The organism is Micromonospora sp. TSRI0369, assembly GCF_001905625.1.
In the GTDB taxonomy this organism is placed as follows: domain Bacteria; phylum Actinomycetota; class Actinomycetes; order Mycobacteriales; family Micromonosporaceae; genus Micromonospora; species Micromonospora echinospora_A.
In genome coordinates this window covers 469,567-493,282 of the sequence record NZ_LIVU01000005.1, presented here as the reverse complement: position 1 = coordinate 493,282, position 23,716 = coordinate 469,567, and the positions used below count along the sequence as shown (strand labels likewise).

At 74.7% G+C, this 23,716-nt stretch carries 24 protein-coding genes and 1 pseudogene; 12 read left to right on the top strand and 13 right to left on the bottom strand.

All coding sequences use genetic code 11. The features are described 5' to 3' along the window. Nucleotides 1–18 precede the first annotated feature (18 nt). Nucleotides 19–1,599, bottom strand: a pseudogene (locus tag AMK25_RS19560) (glycosyltransferase family 2 protein); the annotation flags it as partial. A 172-nt stretch (nucleotides 1,600–1,771) separates the two neighbouring features. Further along, nucleotides 1,772–2,425 carry a C39 family peptidase gene (locus tag AMK25_RS19555; protein ID WP_073829773.1) on the bottom strand — a complete coding sequence of 218 codons (654 nt, stop codon included), beginning with the start codon at nucleotides 2,423–2,425 and terminating at the stop codon, nucleotides 1,772–1,774. Nucleotides 2,426–3,313: 888 nt separating this feature from the next. On the opposite strand from AMK25_RS19555, the gene AMK25_RS19550 reads away from it, so the two are divergent. Continuing rightward, on the top strand, nucleotides 3,314–3,847 hold the full coding sequence (locus AMK25_RS19550; RefSeq protein WP_073830039.1) for a GNAT family N-acetyltransferase: 534 nt from the start codon (nucleotides 3,314–3,316) through the stop codon (nucleotides 3,845–3,847). Nucleotides 3,848–3,911: 64 nt separating this feature from the next. On the opposite strand, the gene AMK25_RS19545 is transcribed toward AMK25_RS19550, so the two are convergent. Further along, on the bottom strand, nucleotides 3,912–5,357 hold the full coding sequence (locus AMK25_RS19545; protein ID WP_073829772.1) for a M20/M25/M40 family metallo-hydrolase: 1,446 nt from the start codon (nucleotides 5,355–5,357) through the stop codon (nucleotides 3,912–3,914). 100 nt (nucleotides 5,358–5,457) lie between these two features. Here AMK25_RS19545 and AMK25_RS19540 point away from each other — a divergent pair, with 100 nt between their 5' ends. After that, on the top strand, nucleotides 5,458–6,756 hold the full coding sequence (locus AMK25_RS19540) for an NAD(P)/FAD-dependent oxidoreductase (RefSeq protein WP_073829771.1): 1,299 nt from the start codon (nucleotides 5,458–5,460) through the stop codon (nucleotides 6,754–6,756). Nucleotides 6,757–6,783: 27 nt separating this feature from the next. Here the strand turns inward: AMK25_RS19540 and AMK25_RS19535 are convergent, their stop codons facing one another. The 3 genes from AMK25_RS19535 to AMK25_RS19525 all read right to left on the bottom strand — a co-directional run bounded on the left by AMK25_RS19535 (nucleotide 6,784) and on the right by AMK25_RS19525 (nucleotide 9,734). Continuing rightward, nucleotides 6,784–7,866, bottom strand: coding sequence for an AI-2E family transporter (locus AMK25_RS19535; RefSeq protein WP_073829770.1), 1,083 nt, complete (start codon nucleotides 7,864–7,866; stop codon nucleotides 6,784–6,786). Nucleotides 7,867–7,905: 39 nt separating this feature from the next. After that, nucleotides 7,906–8,691 carry a spermidine synthase gene (locus tag AMK25_RS19530; protein WP_198937584.1) on the bottom strand — a complete coding sequence of 262 codons (786 nt, stop codon included), beginning with the start codon at nucleotides 8,689–8,691 and terminating at the stop codon, nucleotides 7,906–7,908. Between the two features lie 71 nt (nucleotides 8,692–8,762). After that, nucleotides 8,763–9,734: a DUF2267 domain-containing protein gene (locus tag AMK25_RS19525; protein ID WP_073829768.1), complete on the bottom strand. Its 972-nt coding sequence runs from the start codon at nucleotides 9,732–9,734 to the stop codon at nucleotides 8,763–8,765. Between the two features lie 183 nt (nucleotides 9,735–9,917). Between AMK25_RS19525 and AMK25_RS19520 the strand changes: the two genes are divergently transcribed. After that, nucleotides 9,918–10,229 carry a hypothetical protein gene (locus AMK25_RS19520; RefSeq protein WP_073829767.1) on the top strand — a complete coding sequence of 104 codons (312 nt, stop codon included), beginning with the start codon at nucleotides 9,918–9,920 and terminating at the stop codon, nucleotides 10,227–10,229. Between the two features lie 73 nt (nucleotides 10,230–10,302). Here AMK25_RS19520 and AMK25_RS19515 read toward each other — a convergent pair whose 3' ends face one another. Both AMK25_RS19515 and AMK25_RS19510 read right to left on the bottom strand, forming a co-directional pair. Continuing rightward, nucleotides 10,303–10,650: an STAS domain-containing protein gene (locus tag AMK25_RS19515; protein WP_241826412.1), complete on the bottom strand. Its 348-nt coding sequence runs from the start codon at nucleotides 10,648–10,650 to the stop codon at nucleotides 10,303–10,305. A gap of 43 nt (nucleotides 10,651–10,693) precedes the next feature. Further along, complete coding sequence (locus tag AMK25_RS19510) at nucleotides 10,694–11,038, bottom strand: STAS domain-containing protein (protein ID WP_073829765.1); 345 nt, start codon at nucleotides 11,036–11,038, stop codon at nucleotides 10,694–10,696. Between the two features lie 256 nt (nucleotides 11,039–11,294). Here AMK25_RS19510 and AMK25_RS19505 point away from each other — a divergent pair, with 256 nt between their 5' ends. From AMK25_RS19505 to AMK25_RS19485, 5 genes are all read left to right on the top strand, one after another. Then, the gene (locus AMK25_RS19505; protein ID WP_073829764.1) at nucleotides 11,295–13,055 is read left to right on the top strand and encodes a PP2C family protein-serine/threonine phosphatase; all 1,761 of its coding nucleotides are present in this window, start codon (nucleotides 11,295–11,297) and stop codon (nucleotides 13,053–13,055) included. After that, nucleotides 13,052–14,098: a cobalamin B12-binding domain-containing protein gene (locus AMK25_RS19500; RefSeq protein ID WP_073829763.1), complete on the top strand. Its 1,047-nt coding sequence runs from the start codon at nucleotides 13,052–13,054 to the stop codon at nucleotides 14,096–14,098. Before AMK25_RS19505 ends, AMK25_RS19500 begins: the two co-directional genes overlap by 4 nt. 76 nt (nucleotides 14,099–14,174) lie before the next feature. Then, on the top strand, nucleotides 14,175–14,522 hold the full coding sequence (locus AMK25_RS19495; protein WP_073829762.1) for an STAS domain-containing protein: 348 nt from the start codon (nucleotides 14,175–14,177) through the stop codon (nucleotides 14,520–14,522). Nucleotides 14,523–14,593: 71 nt separating this feature from the next. After that, nucleotides 14,594–15,040, top strand: coding sequence for a response regulator (locus AMK25_RS19490; RefSeq protein ID WP_073829761.1), 447 nt, complete (start codon nucleotides 14,594–14,596; stop codon nucleotides 15,038–15,040). A gap of 117 nt (nucleotides 15,041–15,157) precedes the next feature. Continuing rightward, nucleotides 15,158–15,631 carry an ATPase gene (locus AMK25_RS19485; protein ID WP_073829760.1) on the top strand — a complete coding sequence of 158 codons (474 nt, stop codon included), beginning with the start codon at nucleotides 15,158–15,160 and terminating at the stop codon, nucleotides 15,629–15,631. A 10-nt stretch (nucleotides 15,632–15,641) separates the two neighbouring features. Here the strand turns inward: AMK25_RS19485 and AMK25_RS19480 are convergent, their stop codons facing one another. Continuing rightward, the gene (locus AMK25_RS19480; protein ID WP_073829759.1) at nucleotides 15,642–16,481 is read right to left on the bottom strand and encodes a hypothetical protein; all 840 of its coding nucleotides are present in this window, start codon (nucleotides 16,479–16,481) and stop codon (nucleotides 15,642–15,644) included. Nucleotides 16,482–16,832: 351 nt separating this feature from the next. Between AMK25_RS19480 and AMK25_RS19475 the strand changes: the two genes are divergently transcribed. Beyond that, on the top strand, nucleotides 16,833–17,783 hold the full coding sequence (locus AMK25_RS19475; protein ID WP_073830038.1) for an endonuclease/exonuclease/phosphatase family protein: 951 nt from the start codon (nucleotides 16,833–16,835) through the stop codon (nucleotides 17,781–17,783). 4 nt (nucleotides 17,784–17,787) lie between these two features. Here AMK25_RS19475 and AMK25_RS19470 read toward each other — a convergent pair whose 3' ends face one another. Then, nucleotides 17,788–18,216, bottom strand: coding sequence for an OsmC family protein (locus AMK25_RS19470; protein WP_013285994.1), 429 nt, complete (start codon nucleotides 18,214–18,216; stop codon nucleotides 17,788–17,790). Nucleotides 18,217–18,296: 80 nt separating this feature from the next. After that, nucleotides 18,297–19,244, bottom strand: a complete 948-nt coding sequence (locus tag AMK25_RS19465) for a serine/threonine-protein kinase (RefSeq protein ID WP_073829758.1) — start codon at nucleotides 19,242–19,244, stop codon at nucleotides 18,297–18,299. A gap of 130 nt (nucleotides 19,245–19,374) precedes the next feature. On the opposite strand from AMK25_RS19465, the gene AMK25_RS19460 reads away from it, so the two are divergent. After that, nucleotides 19,375–19,599 (top strand): hypothetical protein, encoded by a 225-nt coding sequence (locus AMK25_RS19460; RefSeq protein ID WP_073829757.1) that lies wholly within the window; start codon nucleotides 19,375–19,377, stop codon nucleotides 19,597–19,599. A gap of 4 nt (nucleotides 19,600–19,603) precedes the next feature. Here the strand turns inward: AMK25_RS19460 and AMK25_RS19455 are convergent, their stop codons facing one another. Then, nucleotides 19,604–20,401 (bottom strand): alpha/beta fold hydrolase, encoded by a 798-nt coding sequence (locus AMK25_RS19455; protein ID WP_073829756.1) that lies wholly within the window; start codon nucleotides 20,399–20,401, stop codon nucleotides 19,604–19,606. Beyond that, nucleotides 20,398–21,291, bottom strand: a complete 894-nt coding sequence (locus AMK25_RS19450) for an SDR family oxidoreductase (RefSeq protein ID WP_073829755.1) — start codon at nucleotides 21,289–21,291, stop codon at nucleotides 20,398–20,400. The genes AMK25_RS19455 and AMK25_RS19450 overlap by 4 nt, the downstream gene beginning before the upstream one ends. 136 nt (nucleotides 21,292–21,427) lie before the next feature. Between AMK25_RS19450 and AMK25_RS19445 the strand changes: the two genes are divergently transcribed. Both AMK25_RS19445 and AMK25_RS19440 read left to right on the top strand, forming a co-directional pair. Further along, complete coding sequence (locus tag AMK25_RS19445; RefSeq protein ID WP_073829754.1) at nucleotides 21,428–22,174, top strand: response regulator transcription factor; 747 nt, start codon at nucleotides 21,428–21,430, stop codon at nucleotides 22,172–22,174. Further along, a complete protein-coding gene (locus tag AMK25_RS19440) occupies nucleotides 22,152–23,684 on the top strand; it encodes a sensor histidine kinase (protein WP_073829753.1) in 1,533 nt (510 codons plus the stop codon). The genes AMK25_RS19445 and AMK25_RS19440 overlap by 23 nt, the downstream gene beginning before the upstream one ends. Nucleotides 23,685–23,716 lie beyond the last annotated feature (32 nt).

Below are 23,716 nucleotides of genomic sequence, written 5' to 3'. Positions count from 1 at the left end.
CGACCCCTGCGCTGCGGCCGGGCCGCGCCGCCGCAGCCGCCCGACGAGTTGCCCGACGGTCACCGGCACCACGGACAGGACGAGCTGACCGTTGCGCGCGTCGACGGTGGCCGCCACCGCGTACAGCCGGGCGCCGTGCCGCAGCAGGCGGGGCCGGCCGAGGGCGAGCCCCGGCACGCGCACCGCGGCGCCGCCGCGCCCGTGGTCGCCGTCCACCTCGGCGCGTACCGGATGACGCCGGCCCTCGGCGGAGCTCGCGGCCAGGAGCCGATCGAGGGGGAACTCCGTGCGGACCGTGCGGGCGGTCGGGTCGCCGGCGTCGACCCGGGTGGCGCCCACGACCGGACCGGCCAGCAGCCGCACCGGCCCGGCCTCCGCGGCGAACCGGGGGTACGGGCTGCGCGCCGTCACCGCGAGAGTGTGCCCGTCGACCCAGCTCACGTCGACGGCGTCCAGCCGTGCCAGCCAGTCTGCGCGTACGTCGGTGACGTCGGTCCAGCCGGCCGGCGCGCCCGGGTAGCCAGCGTGCCACCGGTCCCCGTCGAACACCGTCGCCGGCACCCCCCGGTCGGTGTCCTGCGCGATGACGGCCAGCAGCTCGTCGACCCCGCCCGCGGTCACCGCGCCCAGGCGCAGCCGGGCCTCGATGCCGAGCCGGTCCCGCAGGCCGTCGGTGACGTGCCGCCGCACCAGCCGGGCGACAGTGTCGTGCACCCGCTCCTGCGCGGCCCGGTCCAGGTGCCGGAAGTCGTCGCCCACCAGGTTCGCCAGCTCCAGCCCGACGTGGCGGCACAGCACCGCGTCCCGGCGCGGGCCGGCGGGGATCAGGTCGGCCACGAATGCGAACAGCCGCTCCACGCTGACCAGGCGCTGCTCGACCCGGCTGTGGTAGGTGATGTTGCGGGCGTCCAGGCGGCGTACCGCGTGGTAGTAGTCGTAGTCGCCCAGCACCGAGACCCGCCGGGCGTGGTAGCAGGCGGCCAGCGTGAACGGCTGGTCGCTGAGGACCGGCATGTCCTCCGGGAAGCGCAGCCCGAGCCGGTCGACCAGCTCGCGGCGGAACAGCTTCGTGTTCGCCAGCGACCAGGGCAGCGCCGAGTCGAACAGGCTCACGTCGACCGCGTTGCCGCCGGCGAACACGTCCGAGAAGACGTGCCGGCCGTTGACGCCCACCACCTTGCCGAGCACCACGTCCGAGCCGTACCGGTCGGCGGCGGCGACCAGACGTTCGAGGGCCTCCGGGCCGAGCCGGTCGTCGGAGCCGAGGAAGAAGACGTACCGGCCGGTGGCCAGGTCCAGTCCCCGGTTGCACGGCGCGGCCGGACCACCGGAGTTGGGCTGGTGCGCCACCCGTACCGTGCCCGGGTACCGCGCGGCGTACCGGTCCAGCAGGCGGCCGCTGCCGTCGGTGGAGCCGTCGTCCACCGCCACGATCTCCATCCGGTCCGGCCCGATCGTCTGCCGCAGCAGCGAGTCGAGGCACTGGCGCAGGTAGCGCAGCGTGTTGTAGACCGGCACGACGACGCTCACGTCGGGGTGACTCGTCGCGGCTGGGCGGTGCGTGGTCGGTGGGCGGTGCGTCGCCTCCTCGGCTGCCACTGCTGCTCCTTCGCGCTCGCCCGGATGGTCCGGCGCGACCCAGCGTGGTGGAGCGACCCGTCCGGGTGACGACACCCGCGTGACGGCGAGGTGGCCGGAAGGCAGCCGTTGCATACACGCGAAAGGGCCCGACCCCTGTGGTGGGGGTCGGGCCCTTCGTCAGGTCGTTCGGTCAGGAGCTGTAGCCGCGGCTGGCGATCCAGCGGGCGAGCTCGTCGACGTCCATCCGGTAGGAGGCCTGGGTCGGGTTGGCCGAGTCGGCGATCGTTACGACCTTCCCGCCGTCGCGGTAGCCCACCACGCTGATGTAGTGGCCGCCCTCGAAGGAGTGGGTGTTGCCGTCGGTGTCGGTGGCGGTGCCGGCGATGTTGGCCACCACGGCGCGGCCGTCGTCGACGGTCTTGACCACGTCGGCGCGCAGCTTGTCGACCTTGTCGCGGTCGCGGGCCTTGTCCACGGGGATCTCGGTGGACTTGTAGACGTCCTTGCCGGTCTCCTTGTTCAGGATCGGGGTGATGTCGTTGATGGAGTTGGTGCCGGCCTCGGTGGTGCCCATCTCCTCGGCCATGGCGTGCACGTCGATGTTCTTGCCCTGCACGCTCAGCGCGTTACGGGCGGCGGCCGGGCCGCAGAAGTAGAAGTTGGGCTGGGCTTCGTAGCGCACGTCCAGTTCGCGCTCGCCGTGGCCCTTACGGTCAGCCACCACGCTCGTGGTGCCGGTGGTGGGGGCGGCGTGGGCGGCGATCGCGGGGCCGGCGATGCCACCGGCGGTGGCGGCGACACCGGCAGCGGTCAGAACGGTCTTGCGCAGCAGAGTGGTAGCCATGATCAGTTGCCTCTCTGTCGGGGGTACGCGGCGATGGGGGCTGCCGCGAGGGGGAGAAGTCTTGGGGTGCCCGTGGAAGGGCTGGCACGCGGGCGGCTCGGGGGCCTGCTCGGCGCGGCTCTGGGGGTGCAACGACCTGCGGGCCGGGGTCATTCCCACCGGGTGGTGGCTGCCAGCCGGGGTGACCGGGGGCGTGGGCCTGGGGGATGTAACGATGTCCGGGCCGGCGCCATTCCCGGGGACGGCGGCGTGCCCGTCGCTCGGGAGGGTGTGTGTGTAACGACGTCCGGGCCGGGCCGATTCCCTGACCTGGCGACCCGCTCGCGCGGGCTGGTGTTCGGCGCTCGTCCCGGTGCCCCGGGGGTCAGCCATGTACAACGCCCCGCGCCCGCCACCGATTCCACCCTCACGGTGGCACCGACCACAGCCTCGCCCCCACAAGCGAACCGGACACTCAATGCCAAACCACCCGGCCCCGCACATCGCAGACGGGTCCGCTTGCTCAACAGGCCGCAAGACCCACTCTTCCGCGCGCGATCTTGCACTTTGTTGCCCGGCAAACCTCGCAAAGCGGGCAGCTTCCGGGCACTAACTGCAAGATCGCGTGGGCGTGGGCGTGGGCGTGGGCGTGGGCGTGGGCGTGGGCGTGGGCGTGGGCGTCGGCGTGGGCGTCGGCGAGCGCCCTGGCGCCCGTCGTGCCCAAGGGGCGGACTGGCGGTCTTGCTGAGCGGGACGAGCCCTCGTGGTGGGCGAGATCTTGGTGCGAAATGGCCCCTATTGGGGCGCTTTCCGTCCAAGATCTCTTGTGGTCCTGAGAGGTGGGACGGTGCTCCCGGTGAGTAGGACGGCGGGCGGCGGAACTGACCCGGGTGGGGCGGGGTGGGGGCGGTGGCCGAGAGTGGAGCGGTGCGATATCTGCGCAGCGACGGCCGCGTCGCCATCCGCCGTCCCCGCCCCGCCGACGAGGCGGAGTTCGTCGCCGCCGCCCGGCGCAGCCGCGACCTGCACCATCCGTGGCTGTCTGCGCCGGACGACGCGCAGCGGTACGCGGCGTACCTGCGCAAGATCCGGCGGCGGGACAGCTCCGGGTTCCTGTTCTGCGACCGGGAGAGCGGCGAGATCGCCGGGTACGCGAACATCAGCGGCATCGTGCTGGGCGCGTTGCGCGGCGGCTACCTCGGGTACGCGGCGTTCCGCCCGTACGCCGGGACCGGACACGCCTCGGCCGGGGTGCGGCTGGTGATCGGGTACGCGTTCGGGCCGCTGGGGCTGCACCGGCTGGAGGCGAACATCCAGCCCGGCAACGAGCCGTCGAAGCGGCTGGCGCGCCGTCTCGGCTTCCGGCTGGAGGGCTTCTCCCCGGACTACCTGTTCATCGACGGCGCGTGGCGCGACCACGAACGCTGGGCGATCACCGCCTGACGACCGAGCCGCCGGACGCCGGGCCCGCGAAGGCCCGGCACCCCGGAAGAACCACCGAGCAGCCTCAGCTACCCGGCTTCGGGAACGCGACCGGGCTGCGGTGCCCGGCCCGGTCCACCGCCCGTACGCCGAAGAACACGTTGTCCTTGGACAGGTCGATGGTCACCTCGGTGACGTCGCCGACCGGCAGCACCTTCTGCCACTGGTCGGCGGTGGTCTCGCGCCACACCACCTCGTACCCGGCCAGGTCCGGCTCCGGGCCGCGCTGCCACCGCAGCGTGGTGTCGTTGGTCAGGTTGGTGGTCACCACTGTCACGTTCTTCGGCGTGCCGGGCGCCTGGGCCAGTGACCACAGCGTCGCGGCGTTCACCCGGGCCACCCGGGTGATGTAGTCGAAGTCGCAGAACTCGGGCAGGTCGCCGTACTGCATGCCGTCGACCACGCGCACGTCCTGGTGCTGGTGGGCGAAGTCCTCGTTGGGCTCGGTGAAGCGGCCGGCCGGCCAGCCCTCGCGCAGGAACGAGATGTGGTCGCTGCCGCGCAGGTACCGGTCCCGCCGGTAGATGACGCGCACGTCCATGCCGGTGGCGGAGTTCTCGGCGACGTCGGTGACGAACCGGGCGAGCTGCCGCGAGGGGGAGTCGTTCTCGCCGCCGACGGACTGCCGCACGCTCGCCTCGGCCGGGGTCTCGGCGGTCGGCACTCCCTCGGCGAACAACCGCACGGTACGCGGGTCGCGGGTGCCGTCGTCGGCGGTGCTGGACCCGACGATGTCGTTGCTGAACATCGCCTGCACGTCGACGCCGGCCGCCTTCAACTGCGACGCCAGGTACGCCGAGCCGTACAGGCCCTGCTCCTCGGCGGCGACGGCGGCGAGCACGACGGTGGCCTCGGTGCGCCGGGTGGACAGCACCCGGGCCAGTTCCAGCACCACCGCCACGCCGGAGGCGTCGTCGTCGGCGCCGGGCGCGTCGCTGACCGCGTCCATCACGTCGGTGGCCCGGGAGTCGTAGTGGCCGGTGATCACGTACACCCGCTCGGGCGTGACGTCGCCGCGCAGGGTGGCCACCACGTTGGTGATGGTGGTCGCGGTGGGGATGCGAGAGGCGGGCTGCTGCACGTACGACTGCAGTTCGACGCTCATCCGGCCGCCCGACGCGGCGGCGTACCCGGACAGTTGGGCGTGGATCCAGTCACGGGCGGCGCCGATGCCGCGTACCGGATCGGTCTGGCTGGACAGGGTGTGGCGGGTGCCGAACGCGGCGAGCCGGCGCACGGTGGCCTCGATCCGGCGTCTGTCGATCTCGCGCAGCAGCGCGGTCAGCTCGCGGCCGGGCCGCTGCGGCCGGGCCGGGCGGCCCGGGCCCGGGGGCGCGCCGGTCGCGGCGGCGGCCGGGGCGGCGGCCAGCGGGGTGGCGACGGCGGCGGCGGTGGCCGCGGCGGAGGCGGTGAGGAAGGTACGCCGGCTGGACCTCGTGGGCCTGTCCTCGGCGGTCTCGTGGTTTCCCATCCCGGCATCCTCGCGCCGATCACGAGGAATGTCCATATAGTCACCGATGGATGGATCATGGGCACGTTTGTCGCAGGTCTGCCCGGGAACGGCAGCAGGCATGACGAAACCACGGGTGGTGATCGTGGGGGCCGGGTTCGCCGGGTACCACGCGGCCAAGACGTTGCGCCGACTGGCCCGCGACCGGGCCGAGATCGTCCTGCTGAACACGACCGACTACTTCCTCTACCTGCCGCTGCTGCCCGAAGTGGCGGCCGGCGTGGTGGAGCCGACCCGGATCGCCGTCCCGCTGACCGGCACGCTCGACGGCGTCCGCGTGGTGATCGGCGAAGCGGACCGGGTCGACCTGCAGAACCGGTGGGTCGGTTACCGCTCCGTCGAGGGCGACCACGGGCAGATCGCGTACGACCGGCTGGTGCTCAGCGTCGGCAGCGTCAACAAGCTGCTGCCGATCCCCGGCGTGACCGAGTACGCCCACGGCTTCCGCGGGCTGCCCGAGGCGCTGTTCCTGCACGACCACGTGGTCCGGCAGATAGAGCTGGCCGAGCTGACCGACGACCCGGCCGAGCAGCGGGCCCGCTCCACGTTCGTGGTGGTCGGCGCCGGCTACACCGGTACGGAGGTGGCCGCGCACGGGCAGCTGTTCACCGACCGGCTGATGGCGCAGCGGCCGCACCTGAAGGTCCGGCCGCGCTGGATGCTGCTCGACGTCGCGCCCCGGGTGCTGCCCGAACTGGACCGGCGGATGTCGGTCACCGCCGACCGGGTGCTGCGCAAGCGCGGCGTGGACGTGCGGATGGGCACCTCGGTCGCCGAGGCCACCCCGGACGGGGTGATGCTCACCGACGGCGAGTACGTCCCGACGTGCAGCCTTGTCTGGTGCGTCGGCGTACGCCCCGACCCGTTCGTGGCCGACCTGGGGCTGCGCACCGAGAAGGGCCGGCTGGTGGTCGACGAGTACCTCAACGTCCCCGGCTTCCCGGAGGTGTTCGCCTGCGGCGACGCCGCCGCCGTGCCCGATCCGACCCGCCCGGGACAGGTGTGCGCGATGACAGCGCAGCACGCCCAGCGGCAGGGCAAGCTGGCCGCGCACAACATCGCCGCGTCCTACGGGCAGGGCGCGCGCAAGTCGTACAAGCACCACGACTTGGGCTGGGTCGTCGACCTGGGCGGCAAGGACGCGGCGGCGAACCCGCTGAAGGTGCCGCTGGCCGGGCTGCCCGCAAAGGCCGTCACCCGGGGCTACCACCTGCTGGCGATGCCGGGTAACCGGCCCCGGGTCGCGGCGGACTGGGCGCTCGACGCGACGCTGCCCCGCCCGGCCGTGCAACTGGGCCTGGTGCCGGCGAACGCGGTGCCGCTGGAGAGCGAGTCACCGGAGCTGGCCCGCCGCCGCTGAGCGCCGCACGCACCCGCCGGCCGGCCCTCACCCGCCGGCCGGCGGCCGTTCCGCCGGTTCGCCGTCGGCGGGCTGCGGCAGGGCCTGCCGCCCGGCCGGCACGAACTCGCGCAGCAGCACCTGCACGATGCCGGCCGCCGGGATCGCCAGCAGCGCGCCCACCAGCCCGGCCAGCTCGACCGCCAGCAGGACGCTGACCAGCACCGTCAACGGGTTCAGCCGGACCGCGCGGGCCATGATGACCGGTTGCAGCAGATGGTTCTCCACCTGCTGGTAGACCACGAAGAAGACCAGCACCACGATGCCGGCGGTGGGGGAGTGCAGGAACCCCGCGCCGGTCGCGGCGATCGCACCGAGCGTGGCGCCGACGAGCGGGATCAGGTCGAACACGGCGACCGTCAGCGCGATCACCGCGGCGAACGGCACACCGAGCAGGAACAGCACGAGGAACGTCAGAAGGCCGCAGATCACGCTGATCAGCAGGTTGCCGCTCAGGTAGCCGGTGACGATCCGGGACGAGTCTCGCCCGATGCGCCGCAGCCGCGCCGCCGGGCCGTCGCCGGTCAGCCGCAGCGTTGCGGCCACGATCCTTGGCGCCTCCAGGACCATCAGGTACGCCAGCACCACCACGGTGACCAGGGCGGCGACCGCCTGGACGACGCTGCGGACCACCCCGACTGTCGGGTCACCGAGCCGGGCGCCGAACCGGCGGAGCTGACCGGGTTCGGCGTACCGGAGCAGGTGGAAGCGCTCCAGCAGCCGCCCGAGCGGTCCCTGCCCGGCCTGCGCCTCGCGTACCAGCTCCGGCGCCCGGTCGGCGAACCGGCCCACCTCGTCCACCAGCGGCACCACGATCAGCGCGCCCATGGCGGCGAACAGCGCGAACGCGGCCAGGAACACCAGCAGCGTGGCGAGCGCGCGGCGGCGTACCCGACGTTCCAGACGGTCCACGAGCGGTTTGAGGGCGACCGCGAAGAACACCGCCACCAGCCCCCACACCAGCACCCGCCGGGTGGCCCAGACCAGCGCCAGCCCGACCACGGTGGCGAGGACCAGACCGATCACGATCAGCGTCCGGCGCGCGGTGGACCGGTCCGTGGCGGCGCTCATCCGGCGCGGCTACCCGCGACGCCGGTGCGGAAACCCGGCTCAGCCCAGGTCGGCGTCGGTGACCGGGAGGGCGCCGGCGGCGAACTCGTCGAGAGTCGCGGCGTGCAGCACGGTTCCGGGCACCGGATCGGCGGCGACGCGGTTGGCGAGCCGTACCACCGGCAGCCGCCCGGCGGCGGGCGACGCGGCCAGCACCACGTTGCCGTACCGCCGTCCGCGCAGCATGCGCCGGTCGGCCACCAGGCAGACGTCGGCGAACACCGCCCGCAGCGTGGCCACCTGTCCCCGGGTGTGCGCCAGCGGCGGCAGGTCGGTGAGGTTGATCAGATAGAGGCCGTCCGGGCGCAGCACCCGGGCCACCTGCGCCGCGAACTCGAGCGCCGCCACCTGCGGCGGCATCCGGGCCGCCCGGTACACGTCGGCCACCACCACGTCGTACGCCCCGGACGGCGCCTCGGTGACCGCCTCCCGGGCATCACCGAGCGCCACCACCACCTCCGGCGGCAGCGGCGGCAGCTTGCGCCGGACCAGCTCGACCACGCCCGGGTCCCGCTCGATCACCCGCTGCGCCGAGCCGGGCCGGGTGGCGGCGAGCCAGCGCGGCAGCGTGAGCGCGCCCCCGCCGAGGTGCAGCGCGGTCAGCGCCACGCCCCGGGGGGCGGCCAGGTCGATCGCGGCGGCGATCCGCCGCACGTACTCGAAGTGCAGGTACCGGGCGTCGGCGACGTCCACGTACGACTGCTCGACGCCGTCGGCCAGCAGCGTGCGCCCGGACGGACGGGCCGGGTCCACCACGATCTCCAGCGCCTCGGCGTCGCGTTCCACGGCGGGACACGCTACCTCGCGGCCACGGGCGGCCCCGGCCCGCGGGGGACCGGGGCCGTTCCGCCGCCGGGTCAGCCGGCCGCCATTCCGGCGCCGGCCTCGTCGATCGCCGCGTCCACCCGGTGCGCGAGGTCCACGTCCGCCGCGGTCACGCCGTCTACCTGCTGCGTGCGGACCGTGAGCACGGCGTTGTCCGGGTCCGGCCGCCCGATCTGCGGCGCCCGTCCGGCCTCGGCCTTGAGCTGGTCCAGCCGGTCGAGCACCCGGTCCAGGTTGCCGCCGGGCAACTCGATCGTGCGTACCAGCGACCGCCGGTCACTGGACCAGTAGGGCAGCGAGGCCAGCGCGTCACGCAGCTCCGCCTCGGTCAGCGGCGCGGTGGCCGAGGACGCGCCCACCAGGCCGCCGCCGAAGTCGGTCGGCCCGAGCAGGTCGCGCAACTCGTCCGGTACGCGCAGCGACTCGACCAGCTCCGCGTCGGCCTCGGCGAGCGCGGCGAGCGTCGCCTCGGCCTGGTAACGCGCCTGCTCCGGGGTGAGGCGGCTGTAGCGGCCGACCTCGGCCAGGAAGCCGGGCAGGTCGCGGCGGGGTTCCATGCCGTAGACCGGCACCACGTCGTGCAGGGTCAGCGGCACCGCCTCCAGCAGCCGCTCCCGTTCCGCCTCGTCCAGCGCCTGGGCCAGGGCCAGCACGGTGCCCTCCGCCGCGACCTTGGCCGTGGTGAAGTCCACCCCGGCGCGTCGGCTCACGTCGTCGACGAGGTCCCGGTAGCTCATCGAGATCCCGGGTGACGGCGCCGGGTCCGGCAGCGGTCGCTGCTGCTCCGCGACGGCGACCGGCGGCGGCGCGGGACCGCCGCGCGTGGTGTCCGGCTTGTGCCGTCCGGCCGGCGGCGGACCGGACCGGTCGTGCTGGTCCAGCGAGGTGACCTGCTTGGACGCGCTCAGGCTGGCGCCGGTCTGGCTGGGCCGCAGCCCTCGTTCGCGGGCCTGACGGGCCAGGGCCCGGCGGCGCTGGTTGTCGCCCTCCATCTGCTTGCGCATCGTCGCACCTCGTTCCTGGTCGGTTGCGCTTGCGCCGACCGCGTTCCCGGCGCTGCCGGGAAGCTAACGGGGGCCCGCCCGGGCGGAGGCTTCACTCGCTGCGGGTGAGGAGCGCTCACCCCGGCGGGCGGCAGGATCGGATGGACCGGACAACTTCCGACGCACGCGGAAGGGCAGGTCGACATGAAACGGATCGTGGAGATCGTCCCCGCCCGCCCCGGGTGGTACGCCCGCTGGCGGATCGGCCCGGACGTCACCCGCTGCTACCCGGTGACCCTCTGGGCGCTGCTGGAGCACCACGACGGCACCGGGCGTGAGGTGATCGGCGTCGACTGCGTCGGGCAGTGGCCCGGCGCGGACGACGACGGGGATACCGGAGACTTCGTCCGTTACCTGTTCCAGACGCCCGATTCCGGCGCGCCGGAGGACGCCGAGGCCCTGCTCGCGGAGCCGCGCGACAGCGGTCCGCGCCGGCAGGCCGCGCCCGCCGCCTGAGCCATCCTCCCGGCCCCCGGCCCCTGGTCCCAGGGCCGGGGGCCACCCCTTCCCGGGAACGCCGCGCGGGCGGTCAGCCCACCTCGCGGGCGCTGCCGGTGACGCCGCGAGGCGGGGCGGCCAGCAGCTCGGCCAGGCCGGTGCGGTCCAGCAGATGCCGGATCTGGGCGTTCGTGTTCCGCAGGCGGACCGCGCCGGTGCCGGAGCGGTGGATCACCACGAGCGCGCTCAGCCCGGAGGAGTCGCAGAGGACCACGCCGGCGAAGTCGAGCTCCACCTCCTGGTAGCCGTCGCGGCGAAGCTGCGCCACCGCCTCGACGAGTTCCGGGGCGGTGTCGAAGTCCAGCTCACCGGCCAGCCGCACCCGGGCGGCGCCGGCGTCGAGCCGGTCCGCCTCGATGGTCAGCATCTGCGAGGGCACGCGTCCATGTTCCCAGCCGGGCACCGGCGGGAAACCCCCGGGGTCACGCGGAGGCGGCCGAATTCACGGCCGGCCACCCGGGCTGGTCGTCCACCGGGGAACGGTCGAGCAGGCCGGTGACGCCGGTCAGGTCGAGGATCGTCTCCAGGAACCGCGGCACCGCGCGAAGCTCGATGCGGGTGCCGGCCTGCTGGCCCTCCCGCCAGGCGTGCACGATCACGGACAGGCCGGTGCTGTCCAGGAAGAGCAGGTCGGCGAAGTCGAACACGAGCGTCGCCGGGCGCCCGGCGAGCAGCCGGTCGACCTCCGCGCGCAGCGGCGCCGCCGTGGCGTAGGCAAGGTCGCCACCGACGCCGAGCACCGGGACGGCGGGGTCGGAACGATCCACGGAGATGCTCAGCGGGGTCGCCTCGGGCCTACTGCGTTGAGGAACCACCATCACGCCTTTCCGCACGCTGCCGGTGGGGCAGGGATGCCTGGATCGTAACAACAGCCGCACCGCTCCGCTGGGCGCGCGGGCCGCCCGAGCAGCGTCGGCGGGGTGGCGGTCGTGGCATACCGGCGTAGTGTGGGGTGAAGCGATATGGCCACAGGCGCCGTGCGGGCGCCCCGGGGGTGCCGACGAGGAGAGTGGGGCTCAGCTGGTGACTGCTGCCGACGTCAGGGGTACCGACCCGGGCGACGGACGGATCTCCACGCCGAGTGCCGCACGGGCTCCGGAATGGTCCGCCGCCGCTGCGGCGACGCCCGCCCTGCCGCCGCTGGCAGCCGACCGCGGCTCCTCCGTCCCGGACTGGTCCGAGGTCGTCGAGCACTTCCGGGAGGGCCTTGTCGTCTGCGACGCCGACGGCGTCGTGCGGCACGTCAGCCCGGTCGCGGAGCGCCTGGTCCCCGAGGTCAGCGCCGGCGAGCTGCTCGTCGCGGCGGGCGTGGACGCGCTGCGCGGCGACGGACCGGCCGAGTTCACCCACCACCGGCGGCGGCTGCGCGTACGGCCGGTCGCGCTGTCCGGTCGCCGGCGCTGCTGGTACGTCGAGGACGTCACCGAGAGCGTCAGCCGGGCCGACGCGCTGCTCGCCGAGCGGGCCCGCTCGGCGTTCCTCGCCGTGGTCGGCGAGAAGCTCGGCAACCCGCTGCACCCCGACCGGGCGGCCGCCGCGGTGGTCCGCCTCGCCGTGCCGACGACGGCCGACGTGGCGGTCCTGGTGCTCGCTCCCCGCTCCGGCCGGTCCCGGTGGTGGCGGGCGGTACGAGCGGACGACCAGGCGCCAGTGGTGGACAGCGGCATGCTGCCCGCCCCGGCGCTGCCCGCGGCCATCGAGGCCGGCCTGTCCGGCGCCGAGCCGCACGAGATGGACTGGCTGGTCGAGCAGGCCGCCGAGGCGGGCTGGCTGCCCGGTCTGGACACCGCCGGCGCCGTCGCCCGGGTGGTGCCGCTGCCCGGCCGGGAGGCGCCGGCCGGCGCGCTGCTGGTGGCCCGTCGCGCGGACCGCTGGTACGACGAGGCCGATGTGGACCTGATCCGCGCGTTCGCGGCACGGGCCGGCGCGGCGCTGACCACCGCCCTGCTCTACCGCGACCAGGCCGAGGTCGCCGACACGCTGCAGGCCAGCCTGCTGCCGGTCGAGCCGGCACCCGCAGCCGGCGTGCAGTGGGGCACCGCGTACCGGCCCGCGCAGGCCGGCCTGCGCATCGGCGGCGACTTCTACGGTTCGCACCAGCTCACCGACGGCGGGTCGGTCTTCTTCCTCGGTGACGTGTCGGGCAAGGGCGTGGAGGCGGCCGTCTTCACCGGCCAGCTGCGCCAGTGCCTGCAGGCGCTGCACCGGGTCGAGACCCAGCCCGGGCGGCTTCTGAAGCTGCTCAACGACGCGCTGCTGGAGACCACCCAGGCGCACGGGCAGGGCCGGTTCGCCACCATGGTGCTCGGCGTGGCGCGCCCGCACCGCGACGGCGGCCAGACCCTGACCCTGGCCGGTGGCGGGCACCTGCCACCGCTGGTGCTGCGGGAGTCCGGTGACGTCGAGGTGGTGCCGTTGCGCGGCATGCTGATCGGCGTGGTGCCCGATCCCCGCATCGGCGAGGTCACCGTGCGCCTGGCGCCGGGGGAGACCTGCCTGTTCTACAGCGACGGGGTGACCGAGGCGCGGGGCGGCCTGCGCGGCGACGAGCAGTTCGGCTCCGAGCGGCTGCTCAACGCCGTGGCCGGCTGCCACCGGATGCCGGCGCCCGCGCTGGCCGAGCGGGTCGAGCAGGTGACCTGCGACTGGCTCGGGCACGGCGACCACGACGACATCGCGGTGCTGGCGCTGCGGGCGACCGGCCCGGCCGGGCGTACGCCCCGGCACCTGCACGCGGTGCCGGAACCGGCCGCGGCCGAGCGAACGAGGGAGGGGTCCGCGTGACAGTGCCGGTTGTCGAGGCCGATCCGGGTCACGCCTTCGCCCGTTACCTGCAGTGCCTGGCCGAGGCCGACGAGGCCGCCGCCGTGGCGGTGGCCAGAGAGCTGCTGGACGCCGGTGTGCCCGCCGAGCGGGTGCTGCTCGATCTGGTCGCCCCGGCGCAGGCCGAGGTGGGCGAACGGTGGGCGCGCAACGAGTGGAGCGTCGCCGAGGAGCACGCCGCCACGCACATCAGCGAGCGGGTGGTGGCGGCGGTGGCCGCGTACGCCGATCCCCGGCCGACCCGCGGACGGATCGTGATGGCCTGCATGGACGGCGAGTGGCACGCGCTGCCGGCCCGGCTGGTGGCCGAGGTGCTGCGGCTGCGCGGCTGGCAGGTCGTCTTCCTCGGCGCGAGTGTGCCCGCCGCCCACCTGGTCTCCTACCTGCACCGCTACGACGCGGAGGCGGTGGCGCTCGCCTGTGCCCTGCCGATGCGGCTGCCGCACGCGCATCGGATGGTGGAGGCGTGCCGCCGCTCCGACGTGCCGGTGGTGGTGGGTGGCCGGGGCTTCGGCGAGGACGGCCGCTGGGCGCGCGTGCTGGGTGTGCCGTGGGCGCCGGACGCGCCGGCCGCGGCCGACCTGGTCGCCGACGAGCGGGCGCTGCGCGAGGTGCCGCCCGCCCGGCTGGACCACCTGGCCGACGACGAGTACGCCAGCCTGGTCAAGCGGCGCGGTGAGCTGATCGACAGCGCCCTGGCCGACCTGCGGGAGCGGGTGCCGTCGGTGGCCGGCTACACCCCGGCGCAGCTCGACTCCACGATCAGCGACCTCGGCTACATCGTGGACTTCCTGGCCGCCGCGCTCTATGTGGACGACGGGACGCTGTTCACCGCGTTCGTCGAGTGGCTGGTGGAGATCCTGGTCAGTCGCGGGGTGCCGGCCGGGGCGGTGGGTCTGACCCTGGAGCACTATGGACAGCAACTGCGCGACTTCCCGCGCGCGGCCGGTTTCCTCGACCGGTCCCGGGCTCTCGTCGGCGGCCTGTCGGCGGCGGGCCGCTGACGGCGTCCGGGTGGGCCGTCCCATATACTTGCACTACTGCAAGGGTTTGCCTGCGGTGGGAGCGAGGGGGACCGTTGTGACGTTCACCGTCACGTACGCCCGGCGGGACGAGGGCGACGCCTGCCTCCGGCTGGCCGGTGAGCTCGACCTGAGCACGGCCCCCGAGCTGAACTCGGCGATCGACCGGCTGGTCGCCGAGGGGCGGCGTGAGTTGCTGCTCGACCTCGCCGAGTTGACCTTCTGCGACTCGACAGGCATCGCCGCCTTCGTCCGCGGGGACAACATCGTCGCCGCCGACGGCGGCTGGCTGCGCCTGACCGGGGCGACCGGCCGGGTGGCCCGGGTGCTCCAGGTGACCGGGCTGGCCGAGGTGCTCCGACACCCCCGTGACACCGTCGACCCGGCCGCGCCGGCCGCCTCCTGATCCGATACATTTCCCCGCCAGCAACCGGCCGCCCGGCCGGCCGCCCTCCTCGAGACAAGCAGGTAGAACGCATGGGTCAGACCAGCCCGAGCCCGGTTCGCATCCTGGTCGTGGACGACGATCCGGGTGACGTCCTGATGATCGAGGAGGCGCTCGCCGACTCCGACGTCGACAAGGTCATCGACGTGGTCGCCGACGGCCAGGAGGCGATGGAGTTCCTCCGTCGCGAGGGCCGGCACGTCGAGGCGCAGCGCCCGGACGTGATCCTGCTCGACCTGAACATGCCCCGGATGGACGGGCGGCAGGTGCTCGGCGAGGTCAAGGGTGACGAGAGCCTGCGGACCATCCCGATCGTGGTGCTCACCACCTCCAACGCCGACACCGACGTGGTCAGCAGCTACACGTTGCAGGCCAACGCGTACGTGACCAAGCCGATCGACCTGGACGACTTCAACGACGTGGTACGCCGCATCGACGAGTTCTTCGGACGGGTGGTCGTGCTCCCGAAGCACCCGTAGGGGCGGGAAGTCCGGGCGTCCGCAATCTGAACATTTTGCGCGAACGGCCGCCCTCGGCGGTGCCCGGACCGCAGGATCGGCAGTGGGGACGAACACCGGCTGCCTGGGGGGCGACGCATGAGGTTCTCGGTGGTGGAGACCGGATACGACAGGCGTCAGGTGGATTCCTGCCTCGACGAGCTCAGCCTCCGGCTGGGGCGGCTGGCGGCGCGGGCGGAGGGCGCCGCCGGGGCCGGCCGGGAGTGGGACCAGATCCGGTCGGACGCCCTGCACCTGTGCGACTTCCTGCACCGGCGGGCCGCGCCGGTCGAGGGCCCGGGGACGGCCGGACCGTCGGCGGCCGAGCGGGAGGCCGCCGAGCTGCTGGCCACGGCCCGCGCCGAGCTGGAGGCCGCGCGCCAGGAGGCCCGCCGGTTGCGGGAGGAGGCGTACGCCGAGGCCCTGCGGGCCCGCCGCGAGTTCGAGGCGGCCCTGCTGGCACGACGTCGCCGCGAGTCCCGGGTCGACGAGATCCTGGCCGGCGCGCGCGGGGAGCGGGTGCCGGCGGACACCCCGACCGCCGCCGCGGGCGTGCGGCCCGGTGCCGCCTGACCGGTCCGGGTCAGGTCAGCGCCGCCACCACTGTCGTGGCCCGGTCCTCGTGCCGGGCGTACGCGTCCGGGTACGCGGACACCTGCACCGCCTGGGCGGCGGCGGTGACGCTCATGTCCGCCCAGCCGGGCACCTCGCGCAGGGCGGTGTAGAAGGCGCGGGCCGCGTACGCCGGCCGCATGAGCTGGGCGACGGTGCCCCAGCCGCTGCTGGGACGCTGCTGGAACAGCCCGACCGAGTCGTGGTCGGAGCCGCTGCCCTGGTGCGGGTGGTCGAAGGATGCCGGGAGCACGTCGCTGGCCAGGTTGTACAGGTTGCTCTCCTGCATCGCGGTGGCCACGGCCACGACCAGCGCCCGGCGGGGCATCTTCATGTCCCGCCCCACGTCCACGATGACCTTCGCGTTGTTCATCTGCCGCTGATCCAGCCCGGCGACCGGCCGCGGGTTCTTCGGGCGGGCGGGCTTGCGCGGCGGCTTCTTGGCCGACGCCGTCGGGCTCGGCGTGACGGCCGGGGCGGGCAGCGCCGGTACGGCGACGGCCGGTGGCGCGAGGCGGGTGAAGTCGCGGGAGGCCCGCAGGTCGGCGGCGGCCCGGTCGGCGACCGCCTCGTGCACGTCCAGCCGCGCGGGCCCGGTCTCGCCGACGCCCGCCACGCCGATCAGGCCGAGGCAGCAGGTGACGCCGGTGGCCACGGCGATCCGGCCCGGTACGGAGCGGGCCGGGCCGCGCCGGGGCGGCTCCGGGGCGCGGTGACGCCCCACTCTCCGTTCGGCTGATGCCGGGTCAATCGTTCGGCGAACCGGGCGGTTGGCGGGCAACGGCTGATGATCGGGGTGGTCGGGATGCACCCGCCGAGGCTAGAAAGCTTCCGGGCCTTTGCCATCGGGGTGATTGGTGGCATGCGCCACAATCTGCCGGATTCGCGGTCGGCATTCCGCGCGGCGGATCAGGAAAGGAGTGAACCGCGCGTACCCGGAAGATGCCTCATGTCGGTTTAAGCCGTGGGAACCGGGCGAAGGTGCGGGCGTGCGACGCCGCGACCCGGCCTCCACCGTTCGGCGGACGGTGGGCTGGTCGACCGGCCCGCCCGGCGCGGCGGTCCACTGACGGGCGGCATCGACCACGCCTGATGACGCGGTTGTTGTGGATCATGGCGAGGCCCCGGCGCGGTGACCCGGGCGCTCGATACGATCTCCACGGTGACCGAGCAGCAGGCCGACGAGCGCGCCCCCGGAGAGCCGCCCGGCTCCCGGAGACGGCGCGGTCTCGTCGTCATCGCCTGCGCCGTGCTGCTCGCGGCGCTCCTCGGCGGGCACCGTGCGGTGCCGAACGTGCGTGGGCTGGGCAGCCTGCTGGACAGCGCCGTCCCGCTGCTCGGCCTCGGCGTACCCCTGCTCGCGCTCGTGGCGCTGCTGCGCCGCTCCCGCCCGGCGCTGCTGGCAGTGCTGCTGCCGGCGCTGGTCTGGGCCGGCCTGTACGGGCGCGCCTGGCTGCCCCCGGCGGCCGGCGCGGCCGGCGCCTCGGTGCGGGTGGTCAGCCAGAACCTGCGCGTGGGCAACCCCGACCCGGCCGCCACCGTGGGCGCGCTCGCGGGTGACGGTCCGGACCTGATCGGGCTCCAGGAGGTCGCCGACGGCGACCGCGTGGCGTCGGTCCTGGCCGGCCGGTACCCGCACCGCGCGGTGGTGTCGACGGTGGCGCTGTGGAGCCGGTGGCCGATCCGGGAGGCGCACGGCGTCGACACCGGGCTGGGCTGGGACCGCGCGCTGCGCGCCGTGGTGGCCGCCCCCCGGGGCGACCTGACCGTGTACGTCGTCCACCTCGGCTCCGCGCGCGCCGGGCACACCGCCACCCGGGACCAGACCGTCGCCGCGCTGGCCGACGCCGTGCGCGCCGACCCCGCCGAGCGGCTGGTGGTGCTCGGCGACCTGAACACCGCCACCACCGACCGGGTCTTCGACCCGCTGACCCGGCTGCTGCGCGACGCGCAGGCCGAGGCCGGGCAGGGATTCGGCTTCACCTGGCCGGCGGAACTGCCGGTGACCCGCCCGGACCACGTCCTCTACCGGGGACTCACCCCCACCACGGCCGGGGTGCTGCGCACCCCCGACAGCGACCACCGGGCGGTGACCGCCGGCTTCCAGTGGTGAGCGCTCAGTGCCGGCCGTTCTCCGCCGGGGTCACAGTGAGCCGGTGCCGGCTCGGATCGCCGCTGGAGAACGGCCAGAGCCGGTCGGCGTACGCGACCAGGTCGGCCAGCTGATCCCGGGTCAGTCCCGCCGAGGAGATCTCGGCGTGCACGTCGGCCCGGTAACGGCCGTCGTCGTCCCGGCCCAGCTTCGCCTCGGCGGTCACCTGCACTGTGTGCGCCTCGTCGGTGATCTCCCCGGCCGCCTCCACCGCCGCGTGGTGCAGGCAGGAGGCGAACGCCGCGGCCAGGAGCTGCTCCGGCGTCAGGCCGGTGCAGTGCGGCGCCAGCGGGGACGCCAGGGCGGAGGAGAGCCCGCCGTCATCGGTGCGTACGTGACCGCCCGCCGCGGTCGCCGTGGCCGTCTCGGCCAGCCAGGAACTCGGATCCGGCATCGCGTTCCTCCCGTCACTCACCGGACCGCGTTCCCGGACCCCGAGCAGCGAAACCGCGCCCGGTCAGGCAGTACGCGCGCTCAGCGGATCCGGCCGCTGGTCGCGGCGTCGACGGCCATCGCCTCGGTGGCCTCGGCGGCCGCCCGGCTGGTCCACGGCGACACCTGCTCCGTGCGCTGGCGGGGCAGCATCGCGCTCATCGGCACGTACACCCGGGCGTCCACCGCCTCGGCCAGCAGCAGCGCGGCCATCGGGCTGGTCGGCCGGGCCGCCGGGTCGGCGTCGAGGCAGGTGCGGCACAGCTCGGCCACCTCGGGCGGCAACCCGGGCACGTCGGGCAGCGGCCGGGGCGTCCGGCGACCCGGCGACCCGAGCAGCTGGGTGGTGCTGTCCGCCTCGTACGGCAGGTGACCGGTGAGGCAGTAGTAGAGCAGCACGCCGAGGGCGTACATGTCGGCGGCCGGGGTGGCGGGCTGCCGGTCGAGCTGCTCCGGCGCCAGATAGGCGGGCGTGCCCACGACGACGCCGTCCGGAGTGTGGTCCGGCGCGCCGGCCGCGGTGGCGATGCCGAAGTCGAGCACCTTCACCCCACACGGGGTGAGGATCACGTTCGCCGGCTTCACGTCCCGGTGCACGATGCCGTGCGCGTGCGCGGCCGCGAGCGCGGCGCACACCTCGGCGCAGACCCGCACCGCGATCCGCCAGTCCAGCGGCCCGGAGCGCAGGTGCGCGGCGAGCGTCTCGCCCTCGGCCAGCTCCATCACGATGTACGGCACCGGCCGGCCGTCCGGCAGCGTGGCGGTGCCGAAGTCGTGCACACTCGCCACGTTCGGGTGCACCAGCCGCGCCGCCGAGCGCGCCTCGGCCCGGATCCGCTCCACCGAGCCGGCCTCGCCGTCGAGCCGGGGCGAGATCAGCTTCACCGCGACGGTCCGGTCCAGCACGCGGTCGTGCGCCCGCCAGACCTCCGACATGCCACCCAGGCCGGCTCGCTGTTCGAGCTCGTACCGCCCGCCCAGCGTCCGCATCGCCCACTCCTCGCCTCGTCCGGTGTGCCCTCCGGTCCCGCTACCCGGCCCCGGAGCTGTGCAAACCGCCGGGGGTTCCCGTCCCGGCGGGGTAGCTTCGCGGCGGGGGGTCGACACAGGGAGGGCGGCGGTGGCTTCGGTGCGCGTACGGTTCGTCGGCGGTCCGGCCGACGAGCTGACCCGGGATCTGCCCGCGGGGCCGGACGGCGGGCCGCCGCCACGGTGGGTGATGCGTCATCCCGAGGAACCGGCCGAGGGGGTGGCCGACCACCTCTACGAACGCGACGAGCACGCCGCGCCGGGCGGCTGGACGATGCGCTACGTGCACACGTTCCCGTTCGGCGCGACCGAGTGAGGGCTCAGTCCGGGCGGGCGCCTGTGGTGCCGAGGATGACCGAGGCGACCAGCTCCGGGTCGTCGTGCATCGGCACGTGCCCGCAGCCGGGCAGGTCGAGGTGCCGCGCGCCGGGCAGCCGGGTACGCGCCAGCGCGGCCTGCCGGTAGGGCAGGATCCGGTCCCGCGTACCCCAGGCGATGGTCACCGGCACTGTCGGCGCGCCCGCGTAGGCGTATCCCCGGCCGGCGCGGGCGACGGCGCGGAACGCCCGCGCCTGGCGCAGCGCGCGGGCGTCGGCGAGCGCGTCGTCGAGCGCCATCCGGTTGGGCCGGGCCAGGATCATGCCCATCGCCAGCATCCGCCCCGCGGGCGCGGCGAACAGGCGGCGCAGCACCGGTTCGGGCAGCCGGGCGGCGTTGCGGTGCAGGGTGAGCACGGTCAGTGCCCAGCGCAGCTCGCGCGCGGTGCAGAAGCCGGCCGGGGACAGCGCGGTGGCGGAGGAGACCGCGTCGAGCGCTGCCAACTCCAGCGCGATCGCCCCGCCGAGGCTGTTGCCCGCGACGTGCGGGCGCTCCAGCCCGAACGCGGCGAACAGCTCGATCATGGCGGTGGCCAGCCCGCGCATGTCGGCGGGCAGCCCGGCGGCGGGCACCGGCGAGCGGCCGAAGCCCGGCAGGTCGACGGCTATCACGTCGTGCGCCTCGGCGAGCCGGTCCAGCACCGGCCGCCAGGCGCCGCCGTGGTGACCGATGCCGTGCAGCAGCACCAGCGTGGGCCCGGCGCCGCGCCGCTCGTAGACGACCTCCATGGGCGCGGTCACGGCCGCCCCTGCGGTGTGCTGGGGCCGAAGCCCCGGCCCAGCGCCCGGGCCTGCTCCTCGATCAGCGGTACGGTGGTCCGGGCGGTGCGGCCCACCAGGCGGTCGGCCAGCGGGCTGACCAGCACCGAGCGCACCGCCTGCACGCCGGCCACGGCGCGCGGCACGTACACCCGGCGGCTGCGGCGCTCGATCGCCCGCACGAACGCCTCGGCGCACTCGATGACAGTGGTGGTGCGCCGCAGCGGCCACGGCAGTTTCGCCAGCGCCGCTTCGAAGGCCGGCAGGTCGGCGCGCGCCTCGCGGACCAGGTCGGTGTCCACCCACGACGGATGGGCGGTGCCGACCGCCACGCCCCGGTGCGCCAGCTCCAGCCGGACCGCGTTGCCGAACTGCTCGACACCAGCCTTGGAGGCGCAGTAGGCGGCCATGCCGGGCAGCGCGGCGAACGCCGCGGCCGAGGACACGATGAGCAGGTAGCCACCCCGGTCGACGAGCGCCGGCACGGTCGCCGCGGCGGTGCGCATCACCCCGATCAGGTTGACCTCGACGGTACGCACCAGCGCCTCGACGTCGCCGACGGCGATCGTGCCGCGGTTGGCCACGCCCGCGTTCGCGACCACCGCGTCGATCCCGCCCAGCGTCTCGACCGTCCCGTCGACCGCCGCGGCGAGGGCGGCCTGGTCGGTGACGTCGGCGGCGAACCAGACGTGCCCGGGGCCCAGCTCGGCGGCGAGCGCGGCGAGCCGGTCGGGTTCCAGCCCGACAAGTGCCAGCCGGGCGCCGCGGGCGGCCGCGAGGCGGGCGGTGTGGGCGCCGATGCCGCGGGCCGCCCCGGTCACGAGCACCACCTTGCCGGCCAGCCGGCCGGAAAAACGACCGTCGATGGACATGCCCGCAAGTTACCATCGGGTAGCCTGCGTGCGGAAGACCCGGCCGGACCTGCCCGGATCCCCGTCGCCTGGCGCGCACAGCTGGTACACAGGATCGGGACAGCCCGGCGACAGCGGGTCCGCCCACGATGGGGGCATGGTCATGAACGCGCAGTCCGCGCAGGGTCGGATCGAGCTGCGCCGACCGGACGGCGAGCCGGTGCGGGTGCTCGTGGTCGACGACGAGCCGACGCTCACCGACCTGCTCTCCATGGCCCTGCGGTACGAGGGCTGGCAGGTCGCCACGGCCGGCAACGGGATGGCGGCGATCAGCACCGCCCGCCAGTTCCGCCCGGACGCCGTGGTGCTCGACGTGATGCTGCCCGACCTGGACGGCTTCCAGGTGCTGCGCCGCCTGCGGGAGGAGTCGCCGAGCGTGCCGGTGCTGTTCCTGACCGCCAAGGACGCCGTGGAGGAGCGCGTCGCCGGGCTCACCGTCGGCGGCGACGACTACGTCACCAAGCCGTTCAGCCTGGAGGAGGTGATCGCCCGGCTGCGCGCGCTGCTGCGCCGCTCCGGCTTCGCGGTCGCCGCCCGTCAGGAGGCGGTGCTCACCGTCGGCGACCTCACCCTCGACGAGGACAGCCACGAGGTACGCCGCGGCGACGACCTGATCACGCTCACCGCCACCGAGTTCGAGCTGCTGCGCTATCTCATGCGCAACCCGCGCCGCGTGCTCAGCAAGGCGCAGATCCTCGACCGGGTCTGGAACTACGACTTCGGCGGCCAGGCCAACGTGGTCGAGCTGTACATCTCGTACCTGCGCAAGAAGATCGACGCGGGCCGGGCGCCCATGATCCACACGTTGCGTGGGGCGGGCTATGTCCTCAAGCCGGCCGAGTGACGGCCGCGGCCGGCTGCGCCGCCGCCTGGCCGGCTGGTCGCTGCGCCGCCGGCTGGTGCTCTCCGTGGTGGCGCTGCTGGCGCTGGTCAGCGTCGGCATCGGCGGCCTGACCACCGTCGCGCTGCGGCACTTCCTGATCGACCAGATCGACAACCAGCTCAGCTTCGGCGACCGCCGCCCGGACGACCTCGAACGCTGGGCCCGGCGGGGCATGGATCCGCCGCGCCCGGACCAGCAGCCCATCCCGCCGGACTCCGACGAGGTGGCGCCCGCGCCCCCGGGCGGTTTCCCGCCGGGCTCGATCGCGGTCCGGGTGCCCGCCACCGCCGAACCCGTCGGCCGGATCCGGTCCGGCGACGGTGACAGCGAGGAGGTGCCCGCCGCGGACCTGACCGCGCTGGCCCGCGTACCCGCCGGTGAACGCCCGCGCACCGTCGTCGTCGGTGACCGGGGCGAGTACCGGGCGGTCGCGATGCCCTCGCCGCGCGGCGACGGCGACGTCCTGGTCCTCGCGATCCCGATGGCCCAGGTGGACGACACCGTCATGTGGATGGTCGTCGCCCAGGCCGGGGTGATCGGCGCCGGGCTGGTCATCGCCGGCGCCCTCGGCACGCTCGTCGTGCGGGCCACGCTGCGCCCGCTCAACCGCGTCGCCGCCACCGCCGCACGGGTCACCGAACTGCCGCTGGACCGCGGCGAGGTGGCCCTGTCGGTGCGGGTGCCGGCCGCCGACACCGACCCCCGCACCGAGGTCGGGCAGGTCGGCGGCGCGCTCAACCGGATGCTCGGCCACGTCGCCGCCGCGCTCGCCGCCCGGCAGGCCAGCGAGACCCGGGTACGCCAGTTCGTCGCCGACGCCAGCCACGAGCTGCGCACCCCCCTGGCCGCCATCCGCGGGTACGCCGAGGTGGCCCGCCGGGGCCGCCAGGAGGTCCCGCCCGACGTGGCGCACGCGCTGCGCCGCGTCGAGTCGGAGAGCACCCGGATGACCAGCCTCGTCGACGACCTGCTGCTGCTGGCCCGGCTGGACTCCGGCCGCCCGCTCGCCACCGAGCCGGTCGACCTGACCGCCATGGCGGTGAACGCGGTCAGCGACGCGCACGTCGCCGGCCCGGACCACCGCTGGCAACTCGACCTGCCCGACGAGCCGCTCACCGTCACCGGCGACGCCCACCGTCTGCACCAGGTGCTGGCGAACCTGCTCGCCAACGCGCGGGTGCACACCCCGGCCGGCACCACTGTGACCGTACGGCTCGCACCCGTGCCCGGCGGCGTCGAGCTGCGCGTCACCGACGACGGGCCGGGCATCCCGGAGCAGTTGCAGCCGGAGGTCTTCGAGCGCTTCGCGCGCGGCGACAGCTCCCGCTCCCGCGCGCAGGGCAGCACCGGCCTCGGCCTCGCCATCGTCGCCGCCGTGGTGGAGGCCCACCACGGCCGGGTCGACGTGGTCAGCCGGCCCGGCCACACCGCGTTCACGGTCTGGCTGCCCGGATCCACAGCCGACGCATAGGCTGCTCACGGCAGCGGGTCAGCGGGCGCTCC

What these genes read in the sequence shown, in the direction of transcription:
- AMK25_RS19450 (WP_073829755.1), bottom strand. Translation starts at nt 21,291, where the DNA reads ATGTCCATCGACGGTCGTTTTTCCGGCCGGCTGGCCGGCAAGGTGGTG.
- AMK25_RS19465 (WP_073829758.1), bottom strand. Translation starts at nt 19,244, where the DNA reads ATGCGGACGCTGGGCGGGCGGTACGAGCTCGAACAGCGAGCCGGCCTG.
- AMK25_RS19520 (WP_073829767.1), top strand. Translation starts at nt 9,918, where the DNA reads ATGAAACGGATCGTGGAGATCGTCCCCGCCCGCCCCGGGTGGTACGCC.
- AMK25_RS19440 (WP_073829753.1), top strand. Translation starts at nt 22,152, where the DNA reads ATGTCCTCAAGCCGGCCGAGTGACGGCCGCGGCCGGCTGCGCCGCCGC.
- AMK25_RS19545 (WP_073829772.1), bottom strand. Translation starts at nt 5,357, where the DNA reads ATGGGAAACCACGAGACCGCCGAGGACAGGCCCACGAGGTCCAGCCGG.
- AMK25_RS19485 (WP_073829760.1), top strand. Translation starts at nt 15,158, where the DNA reads ATGAGGTTCTCGGTGGTGGAGACCGGATACGACAGGCGTCAGGTGGAT.
- AMK25_RS19540 (WP_073829771.1), top strand. Translation starts at nt 5,458, where the DNA reads ATGACGAAACCACGGGTGGTGATCGTGGGGGCCGGGTTCGCCGGGTAC.
- AMK25_RS19470 (WP_013285994.1), bottom strand. Translation starts at nt 18,216, where the DNA reads ATGCCGGATCCGAGTTCCTGGCTGGCCGAGACGGCCACGGCGACCGCG.
- AMK25_RS19490 (WP_073829761.1), top strand. Translation starts at nt 14,594, where the DNA reads ATGGGTCAGACCAGCCCGAGCCCGGTTCGCATCCTGGTCGTGGACGAC.
- AMK25_RS19445 (WP_073829754.1), top strand. Translation starts at nt 21,428, where the DNA reads ATGGTCATGAACGCGCAGTCCGCGCAGGGTCGGATCGAGCTGCGCCGA.
- AMK25_RS19535 (WP_073829770.1), bottom strand. Translation starts at nt 7,866, where the DNA reads ATGAGCGCCGCCACGGACCGGTCCACCGCGCGCCGGACGCTGATCGTG.
- AMK25_RS19525 (WP_073829768.1), bottom strand. Translation starts at nt 9,734, where the DNA reads ATGCGCAAGCAGATGGAGGGCGACAACCAGCGCCGCCGGGCCCTGGCC.
- AMK25_RS19555 (WP_073829773.1), bottom strand. Translation starts at nt 2,425, where the DNA reads ATGGCTACCACTCTGCTGCGCAAGACCGTTCTGACCGCTGCCGGTGTC.